19 protein-coding genes and 1 pseudogene are annotated in these 21,079 nt (G+C 60.1%); 10 read left to right on the plus strand and 10 right to left on the minus strand.

The window, feature by feature from the left end; all coding sequences use genetic code 11:
• Window positions 1–585 precede the first annotated feature (585 nt).
• Complete coding sequence (locus ACR9ZN_RS06020) at window positions 586–1,536, minus strand: helix-turn-helix transcriptional regulator (RefSeq protein WP_481271614.1); 951 nt, start codon at window positions 1,534–1,536, stop codon at window positions 586–588.
• Between the two features lie 342 nt (window positions 1,537–1,878).
• On the opposite strand from ACR9ZN_RS06020, the gene ACR9ZN_RS06025 reads away from it, so the two are divergent.
• From ACR9ZN_RS06025 to ACR9ZN_RS06055, 7 genes are all read left to right on the plus strand, one after another.
• Window positions 1,879–2,709, plus strand: a complete 831-nt coding sequence (locus ACR9ZN_RS06025) for an alpha/beta fold hydrolase (RefSeq protein WP_454818948.1) — start codon at window positions 1,879–1,881, stop codon at window positions 2,707–2,709.
• Window positions 2,710–2,909: 200 nt separating this feature from the next.
• The gene (locus ACR9ZN_RS06030; protein ID WP_454818950.1) at window positions 2,910–4,115 is read left to right on the plus strand and encodes an NAD(P)/FAD-dependent oxidoreductase; all 1,206 of its coding nucleotides are present in this window, start codon (window positions 2,910–2,912) and stop codon (window positions 4,113–4,115) included.
• A gap of 86 nt (window positions 4,116–4,201) precedes the next feature.
• Window positions 4,202–5,137, plus strand: coding sequence for an MBL fold metallo-hydrolase (locus ACR9ZN_RS06035; protein WP_454818951.1), 936 nt, complete (start codon window positions 4,202–4,204; stop codon window positions 5,135–5,137).
• A 142-nt stretch (window positions 5,138–5,279) separates the two neighbouring features.
• Entirely contained in the window at window positions 5,280–6,026 is a 747-nt protein-coding gene (locus ACR9ZN_RS06040) for an SDR family NAD(P)-dependent oxidoreductase (protein WP_481271615.1), read from the plus strand.
• Window positions 6,027–6,447: 421 nt separating this feature from the next.
• Window positions 6,448–7,095 (plus strand): response regulator transcription factor, encoded by a 648-nt coding sequence (locus ACR9ZN_RS06045; protein WP_454819365.1) that lies wholly within the window; start codon window positions 6,448–6,450, stop codon window positions 7,093–7,095.
• The gene (locus ACR9ZN_RS06050; protein WP_454818954.1) at window positions 7,092–7,481 is read left to right on the plus strand and encodes a response regulator; all 390 of its coding nucleotides are present in this window, start codon (window positions 7,092–7,094) and stop codon (window positions 7,479–7,481) included. Before ACR9ZN_RS06045 ends, ACR9ZN_RS06050 begins: the two co-directional genes overlap by 4 nt.
• Window positions 7,471–8,208: a response regulator transcription factor gene (locus ACR9ZN_RS06055; protein ID WP_481271966.1), complete on the plus strand. Its 738-nt coding sequence runs from the start codon at window positions 7,471–7,473 to the stop codon at window positions 8,206–8,208. Before ACR9ZN_RS06050 ends, ACR9ZN_RS06055 begins: the two co-directional genes overlap by 11 nt.
• Window positions 8,209–8,441: 233 nt before the next feature.
• Here the strand turns inward: ACR9ZN_RS06055 and ACR9ZN_RS06060 are convergent, their stop codons facing one another.
• Both ACR9ZN_RS06060 and ACR9ZN_RS06065 read right to left on the minus strand, forming a co-directional pair.
• Window positions 8,442–9,359, minus strand: a complete 918-nt coding sequence (locus ACR9ZN_RS06060; RefSeq protein ID WP_454818958.1) for an MBL fold metallo-hydrolase — start codon at window positions 9,357–9,359, stop codon at window positions 8,442–8,444.
• A gap of 62 nt (window positions 9,360–9,421) precedes the next feature.
• Window positions 9,422–10,201: an alpha/beta fold hydrolase gene (locus ACR9ZN_RS06065; protein WP_481271616.1), complete on the minus strand. Its 780-nt coding sequence runs from the start codon at window positions 10,199–10,201 to the stop codon at window positions 9,422–9,424.
• A gap of 471 nt (window positions 10,202–10,672) precedes the next feature.
• On the opposite strand from ACR9ZN_RS06065, the gene ACR9ZN_RS06070 reads away from it, so the two are divergent.
• Both ACR9ZN_RS06070 and ACR9ZN_RS06075 read left to right on the plus strand, forming a co-directional pair.
• Window positions 10,673–11,698, plus strand: a complete 1,026-nt coding sequence (locus ACR9ZN_RS06070) for a mechanosensitive ion channel family protein (RefSeq protein ID WP_481271617.1) — start codon at window positions 10,673–10,675, stop codon at window positions 11,696–11,698.
• 196 nt (window positions 11,699–11,894) lie between these two features.
• Window positions 11,895–15,308, plus strand: coding sequence for a PAS domain-containing protein (locus ACR9ZN_RS06075; RefSeq protein ID WP_481271618.1), 3,414 nt, complete (start codon window positions 11,895–11,897; stop codon window positions 15,306–15,308).
• 562 nt (window positions 15,309–15,870) lie between these two features.
• Here ACR9ZN_RS06075 and ACR9ZN_RS06080 read toward each other — a convergent pair.
• Entirely contained in the window at window positions 15,871–16,146 is a 276-nt protein-coding gene (locus ACR9ZN_RS06080) for a transposase (protein ID WP_481271967.1), read from the minus strand.
• Between the two features lie 697 nt (window positions 16,147–16,843).
• Here ACR9ZN_RS06080 and ACR9ZN_RS06085 point away from each other — a divergent pair.
• Window positions 16,844–17,541, plus strand: a protein-coding gene (locus ACR9ZN_RS06085) for an IS6 family transposase (protein WP_481271619.1) whose coding sequence is annotated in 2 segments (ribosomal slippage) — window positions 16,844–17,507 and window positions 17,507–17,541 — 699 coding nt in all. Because the reading frame shifts where the segments join, the coding sequence is not laid out codon by codon here.
• Window positions 17,542–17,593: 52 nt separating this feature from the next.
• On the opposite strand, the pseudogene ACR9ZN_RS06090 reads toward ACR9ZN_RS06085, so the two are convergent.
• From ACR9ZN_RS06090 to ACR9ZN_RS06115, 6 genes and pseudogenes are all read right to left on the minus strand, one after another.
• A pseudogene (locus ACR9ZN_RS06090) lies at window positions 17,594–17,710 on the minus strand (alpha/beta hydrolase); the annotation flags it as partial.
• 10 nt (window positions 17,711–17,720) lie between these two features.
• Entirely contained in the window at window positions 17,721–18,527 is an 807-nt protein-coding gene (gene xth, locus ACR9ZN_RS06095; protein WP_481271620.1) for an exodeoxyribonuclease III, read from the minus strand.
• 24 nt (window positions 18,528–18,551) lie between these two features.
• Window positions 18,552–18,944 (minus strand): GFA family protein, encoded by a 393-nt coding sequence (locus ACR9ZN_RS06100; protein WP_481271621.1) that lies wholly within the window; start codon window positions 18,942–18,944, stop codon window positions 18,552–18,554.
• A 417-nt stretch (window positions 18,945–19,361) separates the two neighbouring features.
• Window positions 19,362–19,718: a PRC-barrel domain-containing protein gene (locus ACR9ZN_RS06105; RefSeq protein WP_481271622.1), complete on the minus strand. Its 357-nt coding sequence runs from the start codon at window positions 19,716–19,718 to the stop codon at window positions 19,362–19,364.
• 751 nt (window positions 19,719–20,469) lie between these two features.
• A complete protein-coding gene (locus ACR9ZN_RS06110; RefSeq protein WP_481271623.1) occupies window positions 20,470–20,832 on the minus strand; it encodes an MGH1-like glycoside hydrolase domain-containing protein in 363 nt (120 codons plus the stop codon).
• 54 nt (window positions 20,833–20,886) lie between these two features.
• The gene (locus ACR9ZN_RS06115; RefSeq protein WP_481271624.1) at window positions 20,887–21,039 is read right to left on the minus strand and encodes a hypothetical protein; all 153 of its coding nucleotides are present in this window, start codon (window positions 21,037–21,039) and stop codon (window positions 20,887–20,889) included.
• Window positions 21,040–21,079 lie beyond the last annotated feature (40 nt).

The raw sequence follows: 21,079 nt of genomic DNA on the forward strand, positions 1-21,079 counted from the left end.
GGGAACCACGGATCGCCTGCAGTAAAGCTGTTGCTCAATGGGAAACGCCTCCGCAAGATCGTGCCAGTGGCGGGAAATGGACGGAGTTTGTCCAGCAAGGGCAAAATTTTCGAGGCCGTTAAAGCTGTACCAGGAGCGGCTGCTATTAGAAATGCTAAATGTCGGACGTGGAAAAGATGCGAATCTCACAACGACACGACTCGCTTCCACGCCGTAGTTGGCGCCACAGCCGACTAAGTGGTCCGCCCACCTTCAAGCGCGCACAAACAAAGTTCGAACAATCGGAACGGGGCACCAAGCAGTCATACGTCCACCCCTCACCCACTGCTGTGCCAGCTACCACTGCAACGCAAGAACCGCCCGGGTCGATCAGACCGGGACGGTTAGTGACTTATGACAGAATTGGTTGCGGGGGACCGCAACCAAGTTCTACTCCGCAGCACGGCACAGTGGCCAAAACCACGATTTCCCTCGAGTGACCACGATCGAGGCGATTGGCCATGCGGCCCACATCAAATCCAACTTCGCCTGCCGCCTGGATGTCACAAGTCGGTTCAGCATGACGTCGAGCACCAAGCATGGCTGTTAACGCATGCGCCGTCGCCAATCGCTTGGTGTTTCGCCGGTCAGCTTCCTGAACGCTGCGGCGAAGGCCGTCTGCGAGGCATAGCCAAGCGCCGCAGCGACCGAGACGACTGACTCGTCGGTGTCGCGCAGCATATTCATAGCCTGCTCCAGGCGGTGCTGGCGTAGCCAGGCATGCGGCGAAAGCCCCGTACTCTCCTTGAAGGCACGACAGAAGTGAAAGCGCGACAGGCCGGCCTCCGATGCGAGAGCCGTGAGCGAGACGTCCGTTTCGCTGCTCGAATGTAGGCGATCAATGGCGCGCAGCAGGACCTTAGGCGACAACCCACCCATGGTCGGCTGGGGCGGCGTTGGCAAGCCAGTGTGCGCGGCGAGGAGGCGCGTGGCCAGGAGGTCCGTTATCTGCTGCCTGAAGAGCATATCCAAGGGTCCATTTCCGTCCAGGACATCGGCCGCGCTCAAGAGCAATCGGGATGTAATGGGATCAGGATGTGCCGTTCGCTCCAGCAAATTAACAGGCATGGCCATGTCGGCTTCGAGAGCAACGCGCTCAAGCGTCGTGTGTGGAAGATAGAGCTGAACGACATCGACAGGTTTCGGGATATCCCATCGGGAGCTCGATCCTTCCGGAATGATGATCACAACCCCCGGACGAAACGTTCCGATCGCTACCGATTTTCCCGAGCGCCGCTCGATGCGCTGCACCGTGCCGTTGTAAGCCATGATAACATGATGGGCCATTGGCGCGACCGCATCGTGCAATGGCTCATGTTTCCAGTGGGCGATCCCTCCGCCGGAGGAATCCAAAGTCATGTGAAATGGTGTGGTCCCGAGCACGCGTGCCATCTCCACATCGGGACGCCCTTCGGCAGCGGACACGCCGTTCTGCGGGACCTCGGATGTGACGGGCGAGCGCTCGTGCAGCGGATCGCGCAGGATCGGCTGATTCATGATCCTATACCAAAGTTATGATGGTGAGGGAGCCCACGCCGCGCCGGCGCGAACGAGTAGGTGAGGCGCTCGTTGACCCGGATGGAGCCTATCTCGGCAAACTTCTCGCGGAAACTATCCCGAGGGTTAGTGCGATCTATCCCTGCGGTATAGCTGGAGAAAAATAATTCGCCGAGCTGTCCGGAGAGCCCGCCAAATCCAGCGCAAGTGGCGCAGCCACAGGCCTTAGCAGCAATCGCTCTATAACGAGGGCAATCGCTCTGGCGCAGCAGCCCACCAGGCCCGGTAGACATCGTTGTGCCCACGCTAAGGGGCGGCACACGAACTCAGGGAACCAATCCTATGACCTCCGTTACCACCAACGATGGCGTCCAGATCTTCTATAAGGACTGGGGACCAAAGTCCGCCCAGCCGATCGTTTTCCACCATGGCTGGCCACTGACTGCCGATGACTGGGATAACCAGATGCTGTTCTTCATCAGCAAAGGTTACCGTGTCATCGCCCACGATCGTCGGGGTCATGGCCGTTCGACGCAGGTCGGTGACGGCCACGATATGGACCACTACGCAGCCGACGTCGCGGCCGTTGCAAGGCATCTTGATCTTCGGAATGCCGTCCACATTGGTCATTCTACCGGCGGCGGCGAAGCCGTGCGCTACGTTGCACGCCATGGTGAAGATCGGGTCGCGAAGCTGGTCCTGATCGGTGCGGTGCCGCCACTGATGTTGAAGACACAGGCCAATCCGAACGGCTTGCCCATCGAGGTATTCGATGGCCTGCGCCAGCAGCTCTTCGCTAACAGGGCACAGTTCTACAAGGACTTCGCAAGTGGTCCATTCTACGGCTATAATCGCGCGGGCACGGAAGCATCGCAGGCCGTTATCTTGAATTGGTGGCGTCAAGGCATGATGGGCGGCGCCAAGGCCCACTATGATGGCATCAAGGCCTTCTCCGAAACGGATTTCAGCGAAGACCTGAAAAGCATCACCAAGCCCACTCTCGTCCTGCATGGCGGCGATGATCAGATCGTTCCGGTCGACGACTCCGCTCCTCTGTCGGCCAAGCTGCTGAAGCATGGCACATTAAAGATTTACGATCTTCTGCCGCACGGCCTCTGCACGACACACGCCGACATTATCAATCCCGACATTTTCTCATTCATCTCGGGCTAGTCGGCGCCGATCAGGAACAGCAGAAGGCAAATGTCTCCTGTAGTGACCTCTCTCTCTGGCTGTTGAGCTCGCTGCCACACTGCATCGCGCTTTAAGACCAGCATTCTCATCACCTCTCATGGCGCTGGCGAACGCTGCTCTCACCGGAGCAGCGGCGGACGCGCACAGACTTTCGACATCTGCAATCAAGGAGCAAATCCATGCGACTGGCCATTATCGGCGCCGGCTTCGCCGGCATGTACGCCGCCCTTTCCTCTGCTCGCCTGCGCGACATTCGAGGTGTTTCGCCTGACGATCTCCAAATCGCGCTGATCGCGCCGGAGCCGACGCTGGTGGTCCGCCCGCGGCTCTATGAGCCGGAGCCGAAAACCCTGACCGCGCCGCTGCTTGACGTCCTCAAATCGGTCGACGTTGACTACATCCAGGGCAGCGCCGAGACGATCGACACCGATGCTAGAACGGTGCAGATCATGACTCCAAAGGGCGCGCGAAAGACCCTGTCCTACGACCGCCTCGTGGTGGCCACCGGCAGCCGCCTCTTCCGCCCCAACATTCCCGGCCTTGCTGAACACGCCTTTAGTGTCGACTCGCTCGATGACGCAGTCGCGCTCGACAAGCATCTGCACAGCCTAGCCGACCGACCGGCCAGCAACGGACGCGACACGGTCGTCGTCGCCGGCGGCGGCTTCACCGGTATCGAGGTCGCAACCGAGCTGCCCGCGCGCTTGCGAAATATCCATGGCAAGGAGGCCAAGACGCGCGTGATCATCATCGATCGCAACGTTGCGATCGCCCCTGACATGGGCGAAGGCCCGCGCCCCATAATCGAGGAGGCGTTGCACAGGCTTGGCGTGGAGACCCGCCTCGGGGCCGGCGTCGCCTCGCTCGACAGATCCGGCGTCACCCTGTCGACCGGCGAACACATCGAAACCGAGACCGTGATTTGGGCAGCCGGCATGCGCGCCGCACCGTTGACGGCGCAGATTCCGACCGAGCGCGACAATTTCGGTCGGCTGCTGGTAGACCGGAATTTGCGCGTGCCGGGCATCGCCGGCGTCTTCGCCACCGGCGATGCTGCACGGGCCGCATGCGACGACGAGGGCAACTATGCGCTGATGTCGTGTCAGCACGCCACGCGGATGGGCGCCTTTGCGGGCAACAATGCCGCTGCCGAACTCCTGGGCGTCTCGACCAAGCCGTATCACCAGAGGGCCTACGTTACCTGCCTCGATCTCGGCGAAGCCGGCGCGCTGTTCACGCGCGGCTGGGAGCGCAAGGTAGAGATGGTCGGCGATGCTGCGAAGAAGACCAAGCAGGAGATCAACACTGTCTGGATCTATCCCCCCCGCGCCGAGCGCGCCGCAGCGCTCGCATCGGCCGATCCGGAGCGCGTGACCGACCTCTAGACGCCTAGGCGATGGCGGCCGCACCCCTGGCCGCGCGGCCTGCTCAATCAAGATCGCCCAGAACCAAAACCACCAAACGCTTTGCCATGAAACAGGAGACAGACATGAACCTGCACAACACCTCACACTCTGTTGCAGCCAAACCCGACGACCTCGTGCCGTCGCGCTATGCCGTGCAGATCGGCGAGATCGACGTGCTGATCGTCAGCGACGGCGTGCTGCCGCTGCCGACCCAGATGCTGGGCCACAATGCCGACCCGGCCCAGCGCGCGGCCTGGCTCGACGACATGTTCCTGCCGCAGGACGCCTTCGACTGGGCGCTGAACGTGGTGGTGGTGCGCAGCGGCGCGCAGACCATCCTCATCGACGCCGGGCTGGGGCTCGACCCCGACCTCAACCTGCCGCGGGCCGGCCAGTTGATCAAGCGGCTGGAGGCCGCCGGCATCGATCTCGGCGCCGTGACCGACGTGGTGCTCACCCATATGCATATGGACCATGTCGGCGGCCTGCTGGTCGATGGCGTGAAGGAGCGGCTGCGGCCGGACCTCAAGATCCATGTGGCGGCGGCCGAGGCCAAGTTCTGGGAAGCACCTGATTTCTCCCATGTCGCCATGCCGGAGGGCTTCCCGGACGCACTGCGGGCGACCGCCACGCGCTTCGCCAAGGAATATGCCAGCCAGCTGCGGCTGTTCGAGGAGGAGCACGAGGTGGCGCCCGGCGTGGTCGTCTCCCGCACCGGCGGCCACACGCCGGGGCACAGCGTGGTTCGCCTCGCCTCCGGCGGCGACAAGCTGATGTTCGCCGGCGACGCCATGTTCGCGGTCGGTTTCGAGCATCCCGACTGGTTCAACGGCTTCGAGCACGACCCCGAGGAAGCGGCCCGCGTGCGCGTCCGGCTGCTGCGGGAGCTGGCGGGGAGCAACGAACTGCTGGTCGCCACCCACTTGCCCTTCCCCTCGGTCGGCCGCGTGGCCGTCGACGGCGACGCCTTCCGCTGGGTGCCGGTGTTCTGGGACTACTGACCGCAGGTCAAGGCTGAACTAGGGCGCGCAGGAGTTCGCCTTGGTTCAAGAGTTCGCAACCACTGTACCGTGAAAATCGAAGCGGTCGTCTCCGCCCGCTTTGACCAATTTCCAATTTTACCGCGAGATAGGTCGAACGAACATGAAGAACGAGAAAGTCATCATCATAACAGGCGGCAGCTCCGGCATCGGCCGAGCAGCCGCTCTCCGTTTCGCCAGCCAGGGCGACAAGGTGCTCATCACTGGCCGCCGCGCCGGCCCCATCGAGGAAACGATGGCCGCGCATAGGAACATCGCGGGCATCGTTGCGAATACCGCCTCTGCTGACGATGCCAGACGAACCATCGCCACGGCAGTCGACAACTGGGGCCGAGTGGATGCGCTCGTCAACAACGCCGGCGCAGGCGCCATCCTTTCCTTATCGGATGCAACAGCCGATCGGATCACAGACATCTTTGCCGTCAATGTAGTGGGTCCAAGCCTGCTGGCCCAGGCCGCCCTCCCTCACCTGAAGGCGACGCAGGGCACCATCATAAATATCTCCTCGACCTTTGGTCACCGGCCGGCGGCGGGATTATCCCACTACGCTGCCAGCAAGGCGGCACTGGAACATCTCACCCGCTGCTGGGCGCTTGAGCTCGCGCCGCTGGGGATAAGGGTGAATGCAGTCGCGGCCGGCCCCACCGAATCCGGCGCCCTGACCGGAATGATGGGACTTTCTCCGGAACAGGCAGAAGCCGTCAAGGACGCCGAGCGCGCACGCATTCCTCTCGGTCGGCGCGGCCTTCCCGATGATATCGTGGATTGGATCGTCCAGCTTGCGGGCCCCGCCTCACAATGGCTAACGGGCCAGGTTATCGCCATCGATGGCGGTTTGGGGCTGGCCTAGTTCCCTGGCGAAAATTCCACGCGCGGCCAATCGGTGAGCCGGCCCGGCCTGTTTCAAAGCCACCTGCACTTTAACACGCTCCCAATCTAGCCTTCGGGGCCGGTGAGGCGCCCATGACAGGAGCCCGGACTGAGCTGACACGGCTGCGCGCGCTCGTCGAGCAATTCGACACCGAGCCATTTCATGGATTTCCATGAGATGCGGCAGCCGCGGCAAAGGATAGAATGGGCTCGTCAATTCGACCGCTCGGACAGGCCAAGACGACGAACAGGTGTTAAACGGGGCATCGACAGGCCAAAGCCTATCGCTGCGTCGCTGGAGTAACCAATGCCGATCACTTCTCTCTTTTACGGACAGGCAGGAACGACCTTCGTGGTGGAAAGCTGAACTTCATGCTGCATGTTGGAGTGAAGGCAACGCCATGACTAGCGATGATCCTATCGTCTTCATCGTTGATGACGACATACGCCTACAGGAAGCGCTTGGCGAGTTGCTGGCTTCGCACGGCATGCGGACCATTGCTTTCAAATCGGCCCATGATTTTGTCTGCGCCGATAAGCCCGATATCCCGGCGTGCCTTCTGCTCGATATCAAATTGCCGGATATCAATGGCCTCGATCTGCAGAGGCAGATTGCCGAGGGCGATCATCCGCCAATCGTGTTCATCACTGGGCATGGCGATATTCCCTCCTCCGTGCGGGCGATCAAGCACGGGGCTGTGGACTTTCTCACCAAGCCATTCAGCGATGCAGATCTGATGGCGGCCATCCATGCGGCGATCGCCCAGGACCGGGAAAACCGGTCGACGCGCGCGGAACTTGGTGGATTGAGGCAACGCTATCTCGGGCTGACGCCGCGCGAACGCGAGGTATTCCCGCTGGTGGTGAGTGGCCTGCTCAACAAGCAGGCAGCTGCCGAACTCAGGATCAGCGAAGTTACCCTCCAGATCCACAGGCGCAACGTCATGCAGAAAATGGCGGCCGCCTCACTCGCAGATCTCGTGCGCATCGCGGAGAGATTGGAAATACCGATCACGCGTTCACGCCGAACAGGAGGCAATGGGGTGTGAGCAGGAGAAAACCGGTCGTGGCGATTGTCGATGACGACCCAAGACTGCTTGAGTCGCTGGAAAATCTTCTGGAATCCGCAGGCTACGCCGCCTGTACGTTCCACTCAGCCCGGTCATTGCTCGCGAGCGAACTGATGCAGATCGACGTGCTGATTACCGATATCGGCATGCCCGGCATGGATGGTTTTGAACTGCGCGACCTGGTGAGGGAGGCACGCCCGGGGCTGCCGGTTTTCCTGATCACGGGCCGCCACGAAATAGCAGATCAGGTTCGAGCCCGGGGCATCAGCGGATTTTTCCGCAAGCCTTTTGATGGCCAGGCTTTGCTTACAGCCGTTTATGCCGCGCTATGCGATCGAAAGATGGAGGGGGAGCATGAGAGTTGAACAGCCCTATCTGCTGGGCACGCCGCCATTGCCGCTGCACTGTAATAACGAGACGGAACAGCCCGTTGTCATTATCGTCGATGACGATGTCTCCGTGAGGCAGGCCTTGTCCGAACTGATTGCGTCGGCCGGGTTCAAGCCGATCTCCTTTGCATCGACGGTTGAATTACTCAATGCTGATGAACTGTATAGCCCCGGTTGCATGATCCTGGATGTGCGCATGCCGGGAACGAGCGGCCTCGATCTGCAGCACTATCTGGCCCGGAATGGCAATCCCAAACCGATCGTTTTCCTGACCGGGCATGGCGACATTCCCATGTCCGTTCAAGCCATGAAGGCCGGTGCCGTGGATTTCCTGACCAAGCCGGTGCGGGATCAGACCTTGCTCGACGCCGTCATTGCCGCGATCGCGGTGGATGCCGCGCGCCGAGAGCACGCGGCGGTGGTCAAACACACACTTGAACGCCTCGAAACCTTGACGCCGCGCGAGCGCGAAGTCCTGCATGAAGTGGCGCGAGGCCGGCTCAACAAGCAGATCGCCTTCGACCTTCGCATCAGTGAAGTCACGGTGAAGCTGCATCGCGGCAATGTCATGCGCAAGATGGAGGCCACCTCCATCGGTGAACTCATTCGAGCATGGGAAGCATTGCCCGCGGGAATTAGGCAGTCGCAGATGCCGAAAATTTCGGCATCCCCCGATCGGGCATCGGCCCGACTGAGCCGCTAGCGGCTATCCGAAGACCGTGGGCATGGCAAAGCCATCGCGGGCAGGGTACGACCCGACCTGCGATGGCGGATGAGGCTTGTTCAGCGTGACGCCTCGGGATTGCCTCGCGGCTTGAGCGGTATCTGCTCGCGCTCGCCTTCTTCGCTGACGGTGACATGCTTGGAAGAAAGGCCCATCACGCCAATCAGGGCTCCCGATTCCGTCGGCCCGGCAGCGACGGCCTTGACCTGCGGTCAGTAGTCCCAGAACACCGGCACCCAGCGGAAGGCGTCGCCGTCGACGGCCACGCGGCCGACCGAGGGGAAGGGCAAGTGGGTGGCGACCAGGAGTTCGTTGCTCCCCGCCAGCTCCCGCAGCAGCCGGACGCGCACGCGGGCCGCTTCCTCGGGGTCGTGCTCGAAGCCGTTGAACCAGTCGGGATGCTCGAAGCCGACCGCGAACATGGCGTCGCCGGCGAACATCAGCTTGTCGCCGCCGGAGGCGAGGCGAACCACGCTGTGCCCCGGCGTATGGCCGCCGGTGCGGGAGACGACCACGCCGGGCGCCACCTCATGCTCCTCCTCGAACAGCCGCAACTGGCTGGCATATTCCTTGGCGAAGCGCGTGGCGGTCGCCCGCAGCGCGTCCGGGAAGCCCTCCGGCATGGCGACATGGGAGAAATCAGGTGCTTCCCAGAACTTGGCCTCGGCCGCTGCCACATGGATCTTGAGGTCCGGCCGCAGCCGCTCCTTCACGCCATCGACCAGCAGGCCGCCGACATGGTCCATATGCATATGGGTGAGCACCACGTCGGTCACGGCGCCGAGGTCGATGCCGGCGGCCTCCAGCCGCTTGATCAGCTGGCCGGCCCGCGGCAGGTTGAGGTCGGGGTCGAGCCCCAGCCCGGCGTCGATGAGGATGGTCTGCGCGCCGCTGCGCACCACCACCACGTTCAGCGCCCAGTCGAAGGCGTCCTGCGGCAGGAACATGTCGTCGAGCCAGGCCGCGCGCTGGGCCGGGTCGGCATTGTGGCCCAGCATCTGGGTCGGCAGCGGCAGCACGCCGTCGCTGACGATCAGCACGTCGATCTCGCCGATCTGCACCGCATAGCGCGACGGCACGAGGTCGTCGGGTTTGGCTGCAACAGAGTGTGAGGTGTTGTGCAGGTTCATGTCTGTCTCCTGTTTCAAAAGAATTGGATGGGGAGTTCAGGACGACCGAATGGCTAGCGATCTCACTGCGAGGCCGCGGCTTCTTCGATGAGCGCCGCCACGGTGCCAGGATGCGAAACCATCACGGCATGCGATGCGCCTTTAACGACTACGGTCCTCACAGCATGTGCGCGTTCCGCCATGAACTTCATGGCGGCCTCTGGGATGTTGCGGTCGGCCGAGCCATAAACGGCATATGAGCGAATAGTCTTCCACGATGCGGCGTGCGCGGGTTCGGCGAGTGCCTCCGGCGTGATCGGGCGCTGGGTCGCGGCCATAAGGCTGGCTAGATCCGCCGGTACGTCCGCCGCGAACTGCGCGTGGAATTTTCCAGGCTGGATATAGAGCTCCTGCTTTCCGCCCGGTACGGATATCGGCAGGAGCGCGCCGCCCAACGTGCTGCCTTCGAACCGCCCTGACAGCGTGAGGCTGGATTCGCCGACGTCCGGCGCGAACGCTGCCACATAAACCAGCGCCTTGACATTCTTCTGGCCGTCGGCTGCCTCCGTAATCACGGTGCCGCCATAGGAATGTCCAACCAGGACGACCGGTCCCTGGATCGATTGGACGAGGGCTGAAACGCCAGCCGCATCGCCGGCCACGCTACGAAGGGGATTAGCTGCCGCGATGGTGCGGTAACCCTGTTTGGCTAGATCGGTGATGACACCGTTCCAGCTCGACGACTCCGCAAATGCGCCGTGGACAAGTATAATCGTCGGCCTGTTCGCGATGACCTCGGCTGAGGCATTGCTCGCCGGTACGAGCAATGTGCTAAGAGTTAATATTCTTAAGAGATTTCGCATCGTCTTTCCCGATTTGGCCGATGGCCGATGGTCTGAACAATGCGCAGAAGCGCCAATCAAAACTACGCGCCGGAAGTCTTCCTTGAGTGATGCTAAAGTCCAGAATCACCCCGCCTAAGGTTTGCGTGTGCCGATCTCGACAAGCGGAAAGGGGCAATCGGGCGCATCACCGGATAGGGGCGGCAGGCGCCAATGATACAGAAATGGAAGCAGGGCGCTGAAGCGGAGCCCGAGGAAGAAAATTACTTCATCAGAAAAAGGGACTCGTGGCGGCCTGCCTTTTGAAGCGCCAGACCGACCTATGCCATAGTATAGGTCTTCCCCACCCTTGGTGCTGTCGATCTTTAATAACCAGAAATATAGCGTCTAATTGAAATGAAGGCAGTTGGTCATGGCGGCCTCATACAGGTAATTGCAGCGGCCGGCTTGACGAGGAGACCGTGAAAAGTCTCAAGAGGGTAAGCGCCGGCGATGATTGATGACTCTCGTTTCGTGTCACTGGCGCTGATTGATGTGCTGGGGCTTACCGGTATCGTCGTCTGGCATATTCAGGGGCGCTATCGGCCGACTGCTCGCCTGATTACGCAGATCATATTCTTCACCGGCATGACGGTACTGCTGGCGCTTAACGGCATCTGGCCGCACTCAGTGGCGGAGACGGACGGCCAAGGGGCGAGAGCGATCATTTCCAAGACGGCGAGGGTCTTGTGGTGGACCCACCTGGCGTGGGCAATCATCGGCTTCATGAACATCTATCTTGCGGTCAATCGCAGACCCCGAGAAGCGCGCCTCATCCACGATCTGATCGTCGCCCTGGCATATCTCGGCGTCGTCCTCTCGATCGTGGGCTTCGTCTTCGGCGCTCCGGTCGGCGCGCTGGTTGCGACCTCCGGGGTTGTGGCGGTTATTCTCGGTCTGGCGTTGCAAAACACGCTTGGCGACGTTTTTTCCGGCATCGCATTGACGTTGGGCCGTCCCTACATTGTCGGTGACTGGATCGCACTGAGCGATGGAACTGAAGGCCGGGTGGTCGAAACGAACTGGCGTTCGACGAACCTGCTGACCTCCGCGCATAATGTCGTGGTCCTGCCCAACAGCGTATTGGCCAAGTCAGGATTGACCAATTTCAGCCGCCCTGACGAGACCCATCAGATCGCACTTAGGGTCCGCATAGCAACGACCGAGAAGCCTGAATTTGTCGTGAGCGTCATGGAAAGCGCGTTGCGGGCCAGCGAGCAGATCGCGAAGGGCGTCCCGTCGGGCGTTGCGCTTCAATCCATCGACGCCATGGCGATCGAAGTCGAGTTGTCTTTTCGAGTGGCCAGCCCATCAAGACGATCTTCCGCCAAGAACGAAGTGATCGCGTTGATATACCGTCATTGCCAGGAAAAGGATCTCCATTTGGCCCCGCCGCCGCAAAGCGCCATCGATGTGTGGCGTCGAGGACAGGACAAGGCTGCATCTGCGGCAAGCTTACATTCAGTCCATCCGCGTTAACGCGGCGTTGGCTCCTCCTGCACGACTGGGCCCAAATAAGGTTCCAGCAGCAGCCACAATATCTCATGGATTTCTATAGGGTGAGATGGAAGAAAGGACGATCTAGGGTAGAAAACTACCTCGCCGGATGCCAAGGGAAATGTGCGTCACAACGCGCCGACAGCCCTCGGCGTTTCGTGCCAGGTAGGAGAAGGCCATGACGGCAACGTTCGATACGCTTGGTGAAAGCAATCGCGAAGCCTTGCAGGCGGCGCGGATCATCGAGAACGTGGTCGGCAACGCCTGGGCAGCTGACGACGCCGGCAGATTCATCTATATGACCCCAGCCCTGCTGTCGCTGCTCGACATGACGCTGGCAGAGTTCAATGCATCGTCCGGCGAAGGGGTCTCCGGCTGGAAGCGCGTCATCCATCCCGACGATTATGACGATGCCTTCGCGATCTGGCGCCGGTGCTTGCAAACGGGCGAGCCCTTCCATGTCGAGCACCGCATGCTGCGCCGAAGCGGCGCCTATGGCTGGAGTCGGGGTTCGGGACAGCCGTTGCGTGACGACCAAGGCCGCATCATTGCCTGGTATGGCGCGGTTATCGATGCCGATGTCCCGTCCATTGCCCGGGAGCGCTTTGCCGATGACGCCAGCGCCACGCTCAAGGACAAAGCCGCCTTTGATCGGCCGCTCTCTCTGAGCCGGATCCATCCCAACGACCGGATCGTGGCCGCTCACGCCGCAGCGCGCGCTTTCTGGACGGGCGTTCCGCAGGTCACGCGGGATCGCCTGCGCCAAGCCGACGGCAGCTATCGCTGGACTGAGACCCGCTCGGAGCCGCGATACAGCGTAAGTGTTGATATCGATGACCTCGTTACCGATAGGGAGCCGCTGGCGGCGAAGGAGGCAGAAGCATCGCTCGAAAACGAAGCCGAACCAGTGCGGTCGGCCAGGATCGTCGAAAGTATATTCGGCAATGGCTGGGCCTTCGATGCAGCTGGAAGGTGGATTTATCTGCATCCCTTTGCCCAGAGCTCTCTCGGGGTGACGGTGGATGATCTCAATGCCTCGTTGAAGGAGGGTCATACCGGCTGGAAAAGGCTGCTGCATCCAGACGACTATGAGCAGATCGCCGCCACCTGGCGTCACTGCCTGGAGACCGGCGATCACTTCAATGTCGAGTTTCGCTTTCGGCGGGTGAATGGAACCTATGTCTGGGCTCGCACTGCAGCCCGGCCGACGCGCGACGGCCAGGGTCGCATCACGGGATGGTACGGCATCGCGCTCGACATCGACGTCTATAAGAAGACCGTGGCCGCCATGCGTGGTCGGGAGCGTGAACTCTCACACCTCGTCGATATGGTTCCGGTCCAGATCAGGCGCCTGTCGCCAGCGGGCGAACCGACGTTCTTCAACAAGCGCCTGCTCGACTTCTATGGTTTGAGCGGGCTGGCTGAATTGGACGCGTTCGGCACAAGCCGGCAGACGGCGGCGATGCGCAACCTCGTCCATCCCGACGACACCTATCGCCTGCAAGAGGCGGTGCGCCATTCCGTGACCACCGGCGAGCCCTATGCGATGAAGTACCGCCTGCGCCGCGCGGACGGCACCTATCGCTGGGTTGACGGCCGTGGAGAACCGCTACGCGACCAATACGGTGCAATCACGCAATGGTATGCGATTTCGATCGACATCGATGATGAGATGCGAGCGCAGGAAGCCCTGCGCGTGCGGGAGCGGGAGCTTTCACAACTCGTGGATATGGTACCGAGCCTGCTCTGGCGGCTGTCAGAGACGGGCGAACCGGTTTTCTTCAGCAAACGCATGGTCGAGTTTCTCGGCTTTGACGTCGAGGCATTCAAGCACCTGAAAGCGGAGGGCCTGGGGGGCACCATCGCGGCTATCGTCCATCCCGACGACGCGACCAAGTTCGAGGCGGTGCTCAATCATTCTCTCGTTACCGGTGAGAGCTTCTCGCTGAATTATCGTCTGCGCCGTGCCGATGGTGTCTATCGCTGGATGTCAGGCCGCGCCGAGCCGATGTGCAATGAGGAAGGAGCCGTTGTGCAATGGTACGGCCTCTCCCACGACATCGACGATCAGGCCCGTGCCGAAGAAGAGTTACGGACCAGCAAGCAGCAACTGGAGCAAATGATCGACGCCCTGCCGATCAATATTCTGAGCTTTGATGCTGCAGGCAAGATCACCTATGGCAGCAGGCGTTATCTGGACACGGTCGGCGCGCCGATGGCGCATGTTCAGGACTTTAATGCGCTGGCCGAGGACCTAGCTCATCCTGACGATTTTCCGGTGATGTTTGCCAGGGCAAAGCATGGTTTTGCCACGGGCCAGCCTTTCGTGAACCGGTTTCGCCGTCGCGACAAGCAGGGCATTTACCGCTGGATAGAGGCGCGCGCCCGCCCGTTGAGCAATGCTGATGGCGCGATCGTGCAGTGGTATATTATTTCAATCGACATTGAAGACGAGATGCTCGCACAGGAGGCTTTGCGCGAGCGGGAGCGTTTTCTTTGGCGGTTGGTCGAAACACTTCCCGCCATGATCGACTGCGCCACACCGAATGGAGAGCCAGTCTATCGTAGCCAGCAATTGCGCGAATTCCTCGGCTACAATATCGAGGAATTGGAGGGGACCGGCAAGCCCCGGCTGGACGGCACACTCGATGCCGGCATCCATCCCGACGACCTGGCAAGCTTCAAGGAGCGATACGCCCTTTCATTGGCAACCGGCGAGCCTTATGTGCGCAAGCATCGCCTGCGGCGATTCGATGGCGAATATCGCTGGGTCGAGACGCGGGCCGCGGCGATGCGCGATTCAGAGGGCGCCATCGTGCAATGGAACGTCATCTGCCTGGACATCGACAGCGAGGTCCGCACGCAGGAAGAGCTGCGGCGGGCGCAGGCGAGTCTGGCGCGCGCTAGCCAAGCAGCCAGTCTGTCGGAACTGTCCGCTTCCATCGCCCATGAGGTCAACCAGCCATTAGCCGCGATCGTGGCGAATTCCAGTGCTTGCAATCGCTGGCTCTCCGCCGATCCCCCCAATGTTGAGCGCGCCAAGATCACGGCCGAACGCATCATCCGCGATGCCAATTCGGCGGCCGATGTGGTCAGTCGAATCCGTGCTCTGTTCAAACAGTCGGTCGAGCCCACGAGCAATACGACGCTTTCGAGCGTGATCGCTGAAGCGCACAGTCTCATCGCCGAGGAAGCCCTGCGGCGGCGCGTCCGCATCGAGTTCGATGTCGAACGGGATCTCCCACGCGTGGCTCTGGACCGCGTGCACATCCAGCAGGTTTTGGTCAACCTTATCCGTAACGGTATGGACGCGATGGAAGCCATCACAGGTGATAGAAATATCGCCGTGAGAGCTTGTCGGGTCGAAAATGTCGTCCAAATCGAAATCGCCGACCATGGCGTGGGCGTTGAGTTTCCGGAAAGAATATTCGAGCCATTTTTCACAACCAAAGAGAATGGAATGGGCATGGGGCTCGCGATCTGCCGCTCGATCATTGAGCGGCATGGCGGCCGGCTATGGGCGAAAAATACCCACTCAGGCGGGGCGACCTTTATGTTCACACTGCCCGTAGAGGTGGAAGCAGCGGCTTGATCTCCAGAAAACCTATCGCAATGAGGTTCTTTGCTGGCCCTGCATAGGCTGCAGCCTCCATTTGAGTTCAGGGCCTTCCAACGCAAAACGCCATCGGGGTGGTTAGACCCAGATGGCGAGCGATTTATGACAGAATTGGTTGCGGGGGCAGGATTTAATCATTACTCGCGATCATTGCAGGCGCACTGTGGCGTACTAGAAATCCTGCTTTCCAATGATCCTAGAGGATTATTTCGTACTGTAGCCTAGCATCTTCGTATTCGAATATCGAATGTGGCGGCACACCTCCCCCGTCGGTCGCTTCGCCTGTACACTCACCTGTTGTCAGGCCATCGCAGACCAGGTTGAAGCACAAACTTGGGGTCATCGTGCGGCGGCGAGCAATGACCTACGCAGGGCGGTCTAACGATCTTGTTCACAGCTATGGACTACCCCTATCAACACCGGATTTGCCTGCGCACTACGTCCCCCTTTCGACGGAAATATGCTTCACTTATTGAGCTGTCCGAAACCGGCCGGTATGGCGGCCGCCATCGGACGGCGCCGAAGGCGCCTTGACTGACTAGCTGTCGACCACTGCCGCCGAGGGGCTCTTCTCGCGCGCCTCCCGCTCGCGGCCGAGTATCAATGCCACGTCGTGGATCGTGCGGAACAGCAGGCGGCGCACCAAGCGGCGAACCCACCAATAGACTGTCTGCCAGGGTGGGGAGTTCTTGGGCAACATCCTCCAACCTCCGCCGGAACGGGCCAGATGCCGCAAAGCGTTCTGCACCTCGCTCACGTCAATCGATAGCTTGCGCGCTTCGGCAGCAGTTGCAGCAACGAGGATCGGCCACACGGTGCCATTGGCAACAAGCCGCCGATCCTCCTGCAAAATCCCGGCGGAATACTCAGCTCACCGCCGTGATTGGAAGCCGGAAACTCTACCCTCCGGCGGTCCAGCAAATGGTCACGAATCAGCGGCGCTTGTAACTGACGGGCAGGCTCATGCCACTCCATCTTCACGGACCCTCGCAATCTCCCAATTAACATGACAAGGCCCGTTGAAAGACATCTCTTTGCGGGTCAAGCGTGTCTTGACCCAGGTTTGTCTCCATCAACCAAGCATCACGAATGATGGGCATTCCGGCAGCCGAAGGTCGACGCCAACCACAGCCGGCCTTCTTGTCACCGCCGCCAAGGCCCCGCCGTCTACCGTGCTCGGCTCGCGGCATCAGTCCTGAGCCCATCAGAGCGGAACCACCCATGAAAGCCCAGCCGCACGTCACATCAAATAGCGGCGGGCGAGATCCACTGTCCGCTCAACGAACATCGGCGTCAGTTCCTGAGCGGTTTGGGTTTCCCTACGCGTGTGTACCCAGCTGAGATAGGTGATGCTGCGAAGCAGGAGAAAGAGCGGCAATTGCGCCCAATGCGCGTCAGTAAGGGGGCGGGCGGAGCGATAGCCTGCGACTAAGGCGCTGGAGGGTTCTGTCGCAAACTGGGCGTCAACCTTGTGACGGCATGAGTGTCCGCCTCATTCAGAGGATGACTTCATGTTTTCAGGCCGCCATTTCCACCGCTCGGTGATCCTGCTGTGCGTGCGTTGGTATCTGGCCTATAATTTAAGCCTGCGCGATCTGGAAGAAATGATGGTCGAGCGCGGCATCCGGGTCGACCATTCCACGATCCACCGCTGGGTCGTTCGCTTTTCACCGCTGTTGCTGGAGCGGTTCAACCTGCGAAAGCGCACAGTCACCGGGAAGTGGCATGTTGAGGAGACGTACATCAAGGTTCGCGGCCGTTGGATGTATCTGTATCGCGCGATCGACAGCGTCGGCGACACTGTCGAATTCCACTTCAGCGAGCACCGCGATTTGATGGCCACCAAGCGCTTCATCCGCACGGCATTGAAGCGTCGCGGCAGACCCGAGTGCATCGTCATCGATGGAAGCCAGACCAACCGGCAGGCCATTATCGCCTGTGATAGTGAAAGCCGACTGCGAAGCGAGGGACGGTTGGAGCTGAAGGCTATCGGCATTCGCGCCAGCCAATATCTCAACAACCGCATCGAGCAAGATCGCCGTCGCATCAAGCGACGGACCCGGTCGATGCTTGGCTTCAAATCAATGGTCTGTGCAGTGACGATCACGTCTGGCATCGAGATGGTTCATATGATGCGCAAACGACAAGCGAGGTATTCTTCAATCCAGCACCGTCCCTTGCCGAGCAGTTCGAAATCCTCTCCCTCTGAACCGGATTAGGTCCGCCCATGCCCGTCTACAATCCAACTTTGCGACAGAGCCCGTATGTGTGCGAGGATGTCCGTGGAGCAACAACAGTGGTGGCCCGGAACCCCCATGGCGCACCCGCAACCTGGCCTCGGGCAATTCGATCATTTCCAGAGCGAACCCATCGAACATGATGACTAATTCACCGGCAGGAAACGTGAGCCACATCAGCCGACGGATCGGAGATTTCAATCCACGCCGGTGCATGGTCGCTTGCCTTTGGCCAACCACGTATCTCGCGATCAACGCCAGCGGCTTCTAGCCGATTGTTCGCGGCTGGACTCAGAAGCAAATGGTCGATGCGCAGACCAGCATTCCGTTCCCACGCCCGTCTATAGTAATCCCAGAACGTGTAAATATGCTCACCTGGATGGAGTTCGCGTAGTGCGTCAGCCCAGCCCTGCCTAACTAGATGGTGGAATGCATCGCGGACTTCCGGCCTGAACAGCGCATCATCAACCCATCTCTCCGGTTTATAGACGTCGACTTCGGCCGGCATCACGTTGTAATCGCCGGCGAGGACGATAGGAGCTTTCGTGACCAGCAACTCCAAAGCATGCTCAATAAGATGCTGGAACCATCGGAGCTTATAATCGAACCGAGGTCCTGGCGCTGGGTTGCCCTTGGGCAAATAGAGGCAGCCAATTAAAACGCCATTGACGGCAGCCTCGATATAACGGCTCTGGTTATCGTCAGGGGCACCGGGTAGCCCGCGTCTGGTTTCGATCGGAGTCCCGTTGCGGGCAAGGATTGCAACGCCGTTCCAGCTTTTCTGACCGTGCCAGATTGCCCCGTAGCCCGCTTCTTCGAGTGCGCGTTTCGGGAATTTGGCGTTCGGTGCTTTCAATTCCTGCAGGCACGCAATATCGGGTTGTGTGCGTGCAAGCCATCGCAACAATACCGGCAAGCGGCCATTGACACCATTGATATTGAAAGTGGCGATACGCATGGAGTGTTGTCTCTCTGCGAGCATTTACCATGTTTCTTTTGAGCGGCTGCCTGGAAGCGAGGCTCCGATATCCGCCCAAAACAAACGCTCTTCGACGCCGTAGTGGTGATCCGGAAACACCGCGTCAGGAGTGTTCATGCTCCCGACGGACAAACCCACCTCCTCGTGGTTATCATAAGCAATAAATAGAGGTGTTCCGCAGATTCCGCAGTGTGCTCTCGTCGCGATCGGCGAGGACCGGTACCTCACCGGTGTCCCTCCGCTCCACTGAAGGGAACCAGCTGAGAACCAAGCAAGAGTTGCAAAGCCGCCTCCTGTCCATCGTCGGCACATACTGCAGTGACAGTGATGAACGGACCGGGGAGAAGCCATTGCGGCCCACCCGATCGCGCCACAGAGGCAGTGACCGTCGAACATCTCTGCTCTCCTGTGCGGTGTTCTTTTCTAACTCTGACGTATGAGAAGAAGGGGATGGGCCGCGTGCCGAGGACAGAAGCCGGCAAGCAGCGTGACGTGATGCGAAAGGCGTTCGGCTTCGAACCCTCCGGCGGAACCCGCAGCATGTAGCGCTGTTGAGCGCCTTCTTTTGCAGTGGGCAAAGACATCCTACGCAAGAGCGTCTATCGGTGCCACAATGACAAATGCCAGTGCTGTGGCGAGAATGATTAATCTTGCGGGCATGATCAGCCTATTCTTATCTTGAAACTCCTCTTTGGGGGAGCGGCCCGAGCCGGAAGGCCGCCGAAAGAACAGCGTTGGCATAGCTGTCTGTAATAGGTGCAAAGTGCTGTATTCACTGAACGATGCGGTCTTACCGTTTATCAAAAATGCGCTTTAAAGACCGCCGTAATACGCATCGATGGCGCGAGACCGCGCCGGATCATTCCAGTCCCATTCGTCTCCCGACGAATACTTTGGACCCCCTTGCAATTGACTTTCCGTCAAGTTGGTCTGGTATCCACCCAGATCGGTGTTGTAGACGAGTGAGTTCCAAGACAGCGGGTAGTGGTCAGTACCCATGCCAAGGAAGCCACCAAACCCAAGAACCGCATACGATACTTGGCCGGATTTCTTCTCGATCATGACGCGCTCGATCGAGCCGATCTTTTCTCCGTCCGCCCCATAGACAGCCGTGCCTTCGACTTTGTCGCTACCGATCAGATTGGTGTATTCCGTGCTGTCGATCATCATGGAAGACTCCTTTTTTGCGCGCCTGAAAGAACGCTCGCAACCGGTTCCCAGTTTCAGCTCCAACAGCTCGCCGCACCACAGGGGTCAAACAGTTGCGGCGGGCGGGCGTCATTGGAGCATCATCAAACAATCCACAACGGTGTTCGTTCCGAGGCATGTCCCATCGTCGAACCTGTGCACCTGATCCCGATTTGGCGGCGCTTGGGCGACACCGGGGCGAAAAACGGACCGTTCGGGCGGCGGCGTCCGGTCTTCGGGCGGATCGCGTCCGTACTCCTGCTCCTGGCCTTGGCGCAAGTGCAGATCGGGCAAATGGTCTCACGGCACATGAGAGTACAGCCGTGCATGCGTTATACGTCTATCCACTCGGGGCGTGAGTGCCTCTATCCGGAAGCTGTTGCTATAATCAAAACAAAGGTTCGTAATCGCCCGATCGGCAGGTATAGATCGCCGGAAACAGGCCCGATAGTTGGGGGAGTATACTTACCTGGCTTTTATCATAATAACGCGCGCGCTGTTTTCGTCCCGCCGTTTCAATATGTTAAGCGTCACATCGCTTTTATGGCGATAGACGCGCAAATCGAACTGAGGCGCACCCAGTTTGAGGTTCGAATAGTCACGTCATCGAGAAAGGGCGGAAGGACAGGGTCAGTCAGCTTGATTTCATCTGTCTCCGCGGACAAATGGAGCCCCAGACACGCAGCGAGAAGCGCAAACGGAGCTGCGGCAGCCCAGGCTTGCGGCGAATAGGCTACGGGGGAGGCGATGGGCCCGCGGCGGCGCTTCCGCAAGAAGCCGCAGAAGAGCGCTGGCAAACCTGCTGACTTTGGTAGGTCGCTGTGTCGAAGATCGCCTCGAACACCCGCTCCGCATAGTGTTTCAGGCCGTAATTCCCCAGACCGAGCGCGATCAGCGCATTGTCATGCGGCCACACGGAACCGTTGTAATAGGACATCGGATTGTAGCGGGTCTCGCCGACATTCAACGTCCGGATGCCCCAGCCGCTGAAGCCGCCTTCACCCATCAGGGTTTCGGCCAGCGGAATGGCTCGCTCGGGGCGCGCAATACCAGCAAAAGGGTATATCCTGCGTGGATGAGCGCACCCTGCAGGCATTTTGTTCCCATCGAGCGCAAGCGCGTAACAGTCGATCTCTTCGCACCAGAAGGCTTAGTCGAAACGATCCCGTAACTCAGATGCTTCCTGCCGCCATGCCTGGGCGCGGGCGTCGAGGCCCAAAGCGGCTGCCATGACCGCGCCGGCCTGTTTGGCGGCGTAGACGTAAGCCTGCATTTCGACCACGGCGATCGGACCGTAGGCCAAGGACCCGTCGGCATGCGAAATCGTACTAATCCAAAAGCGG

The sequence above is a fragment of the Labrys sp. HAY1-8F genome, assembly GCF_056754975.1.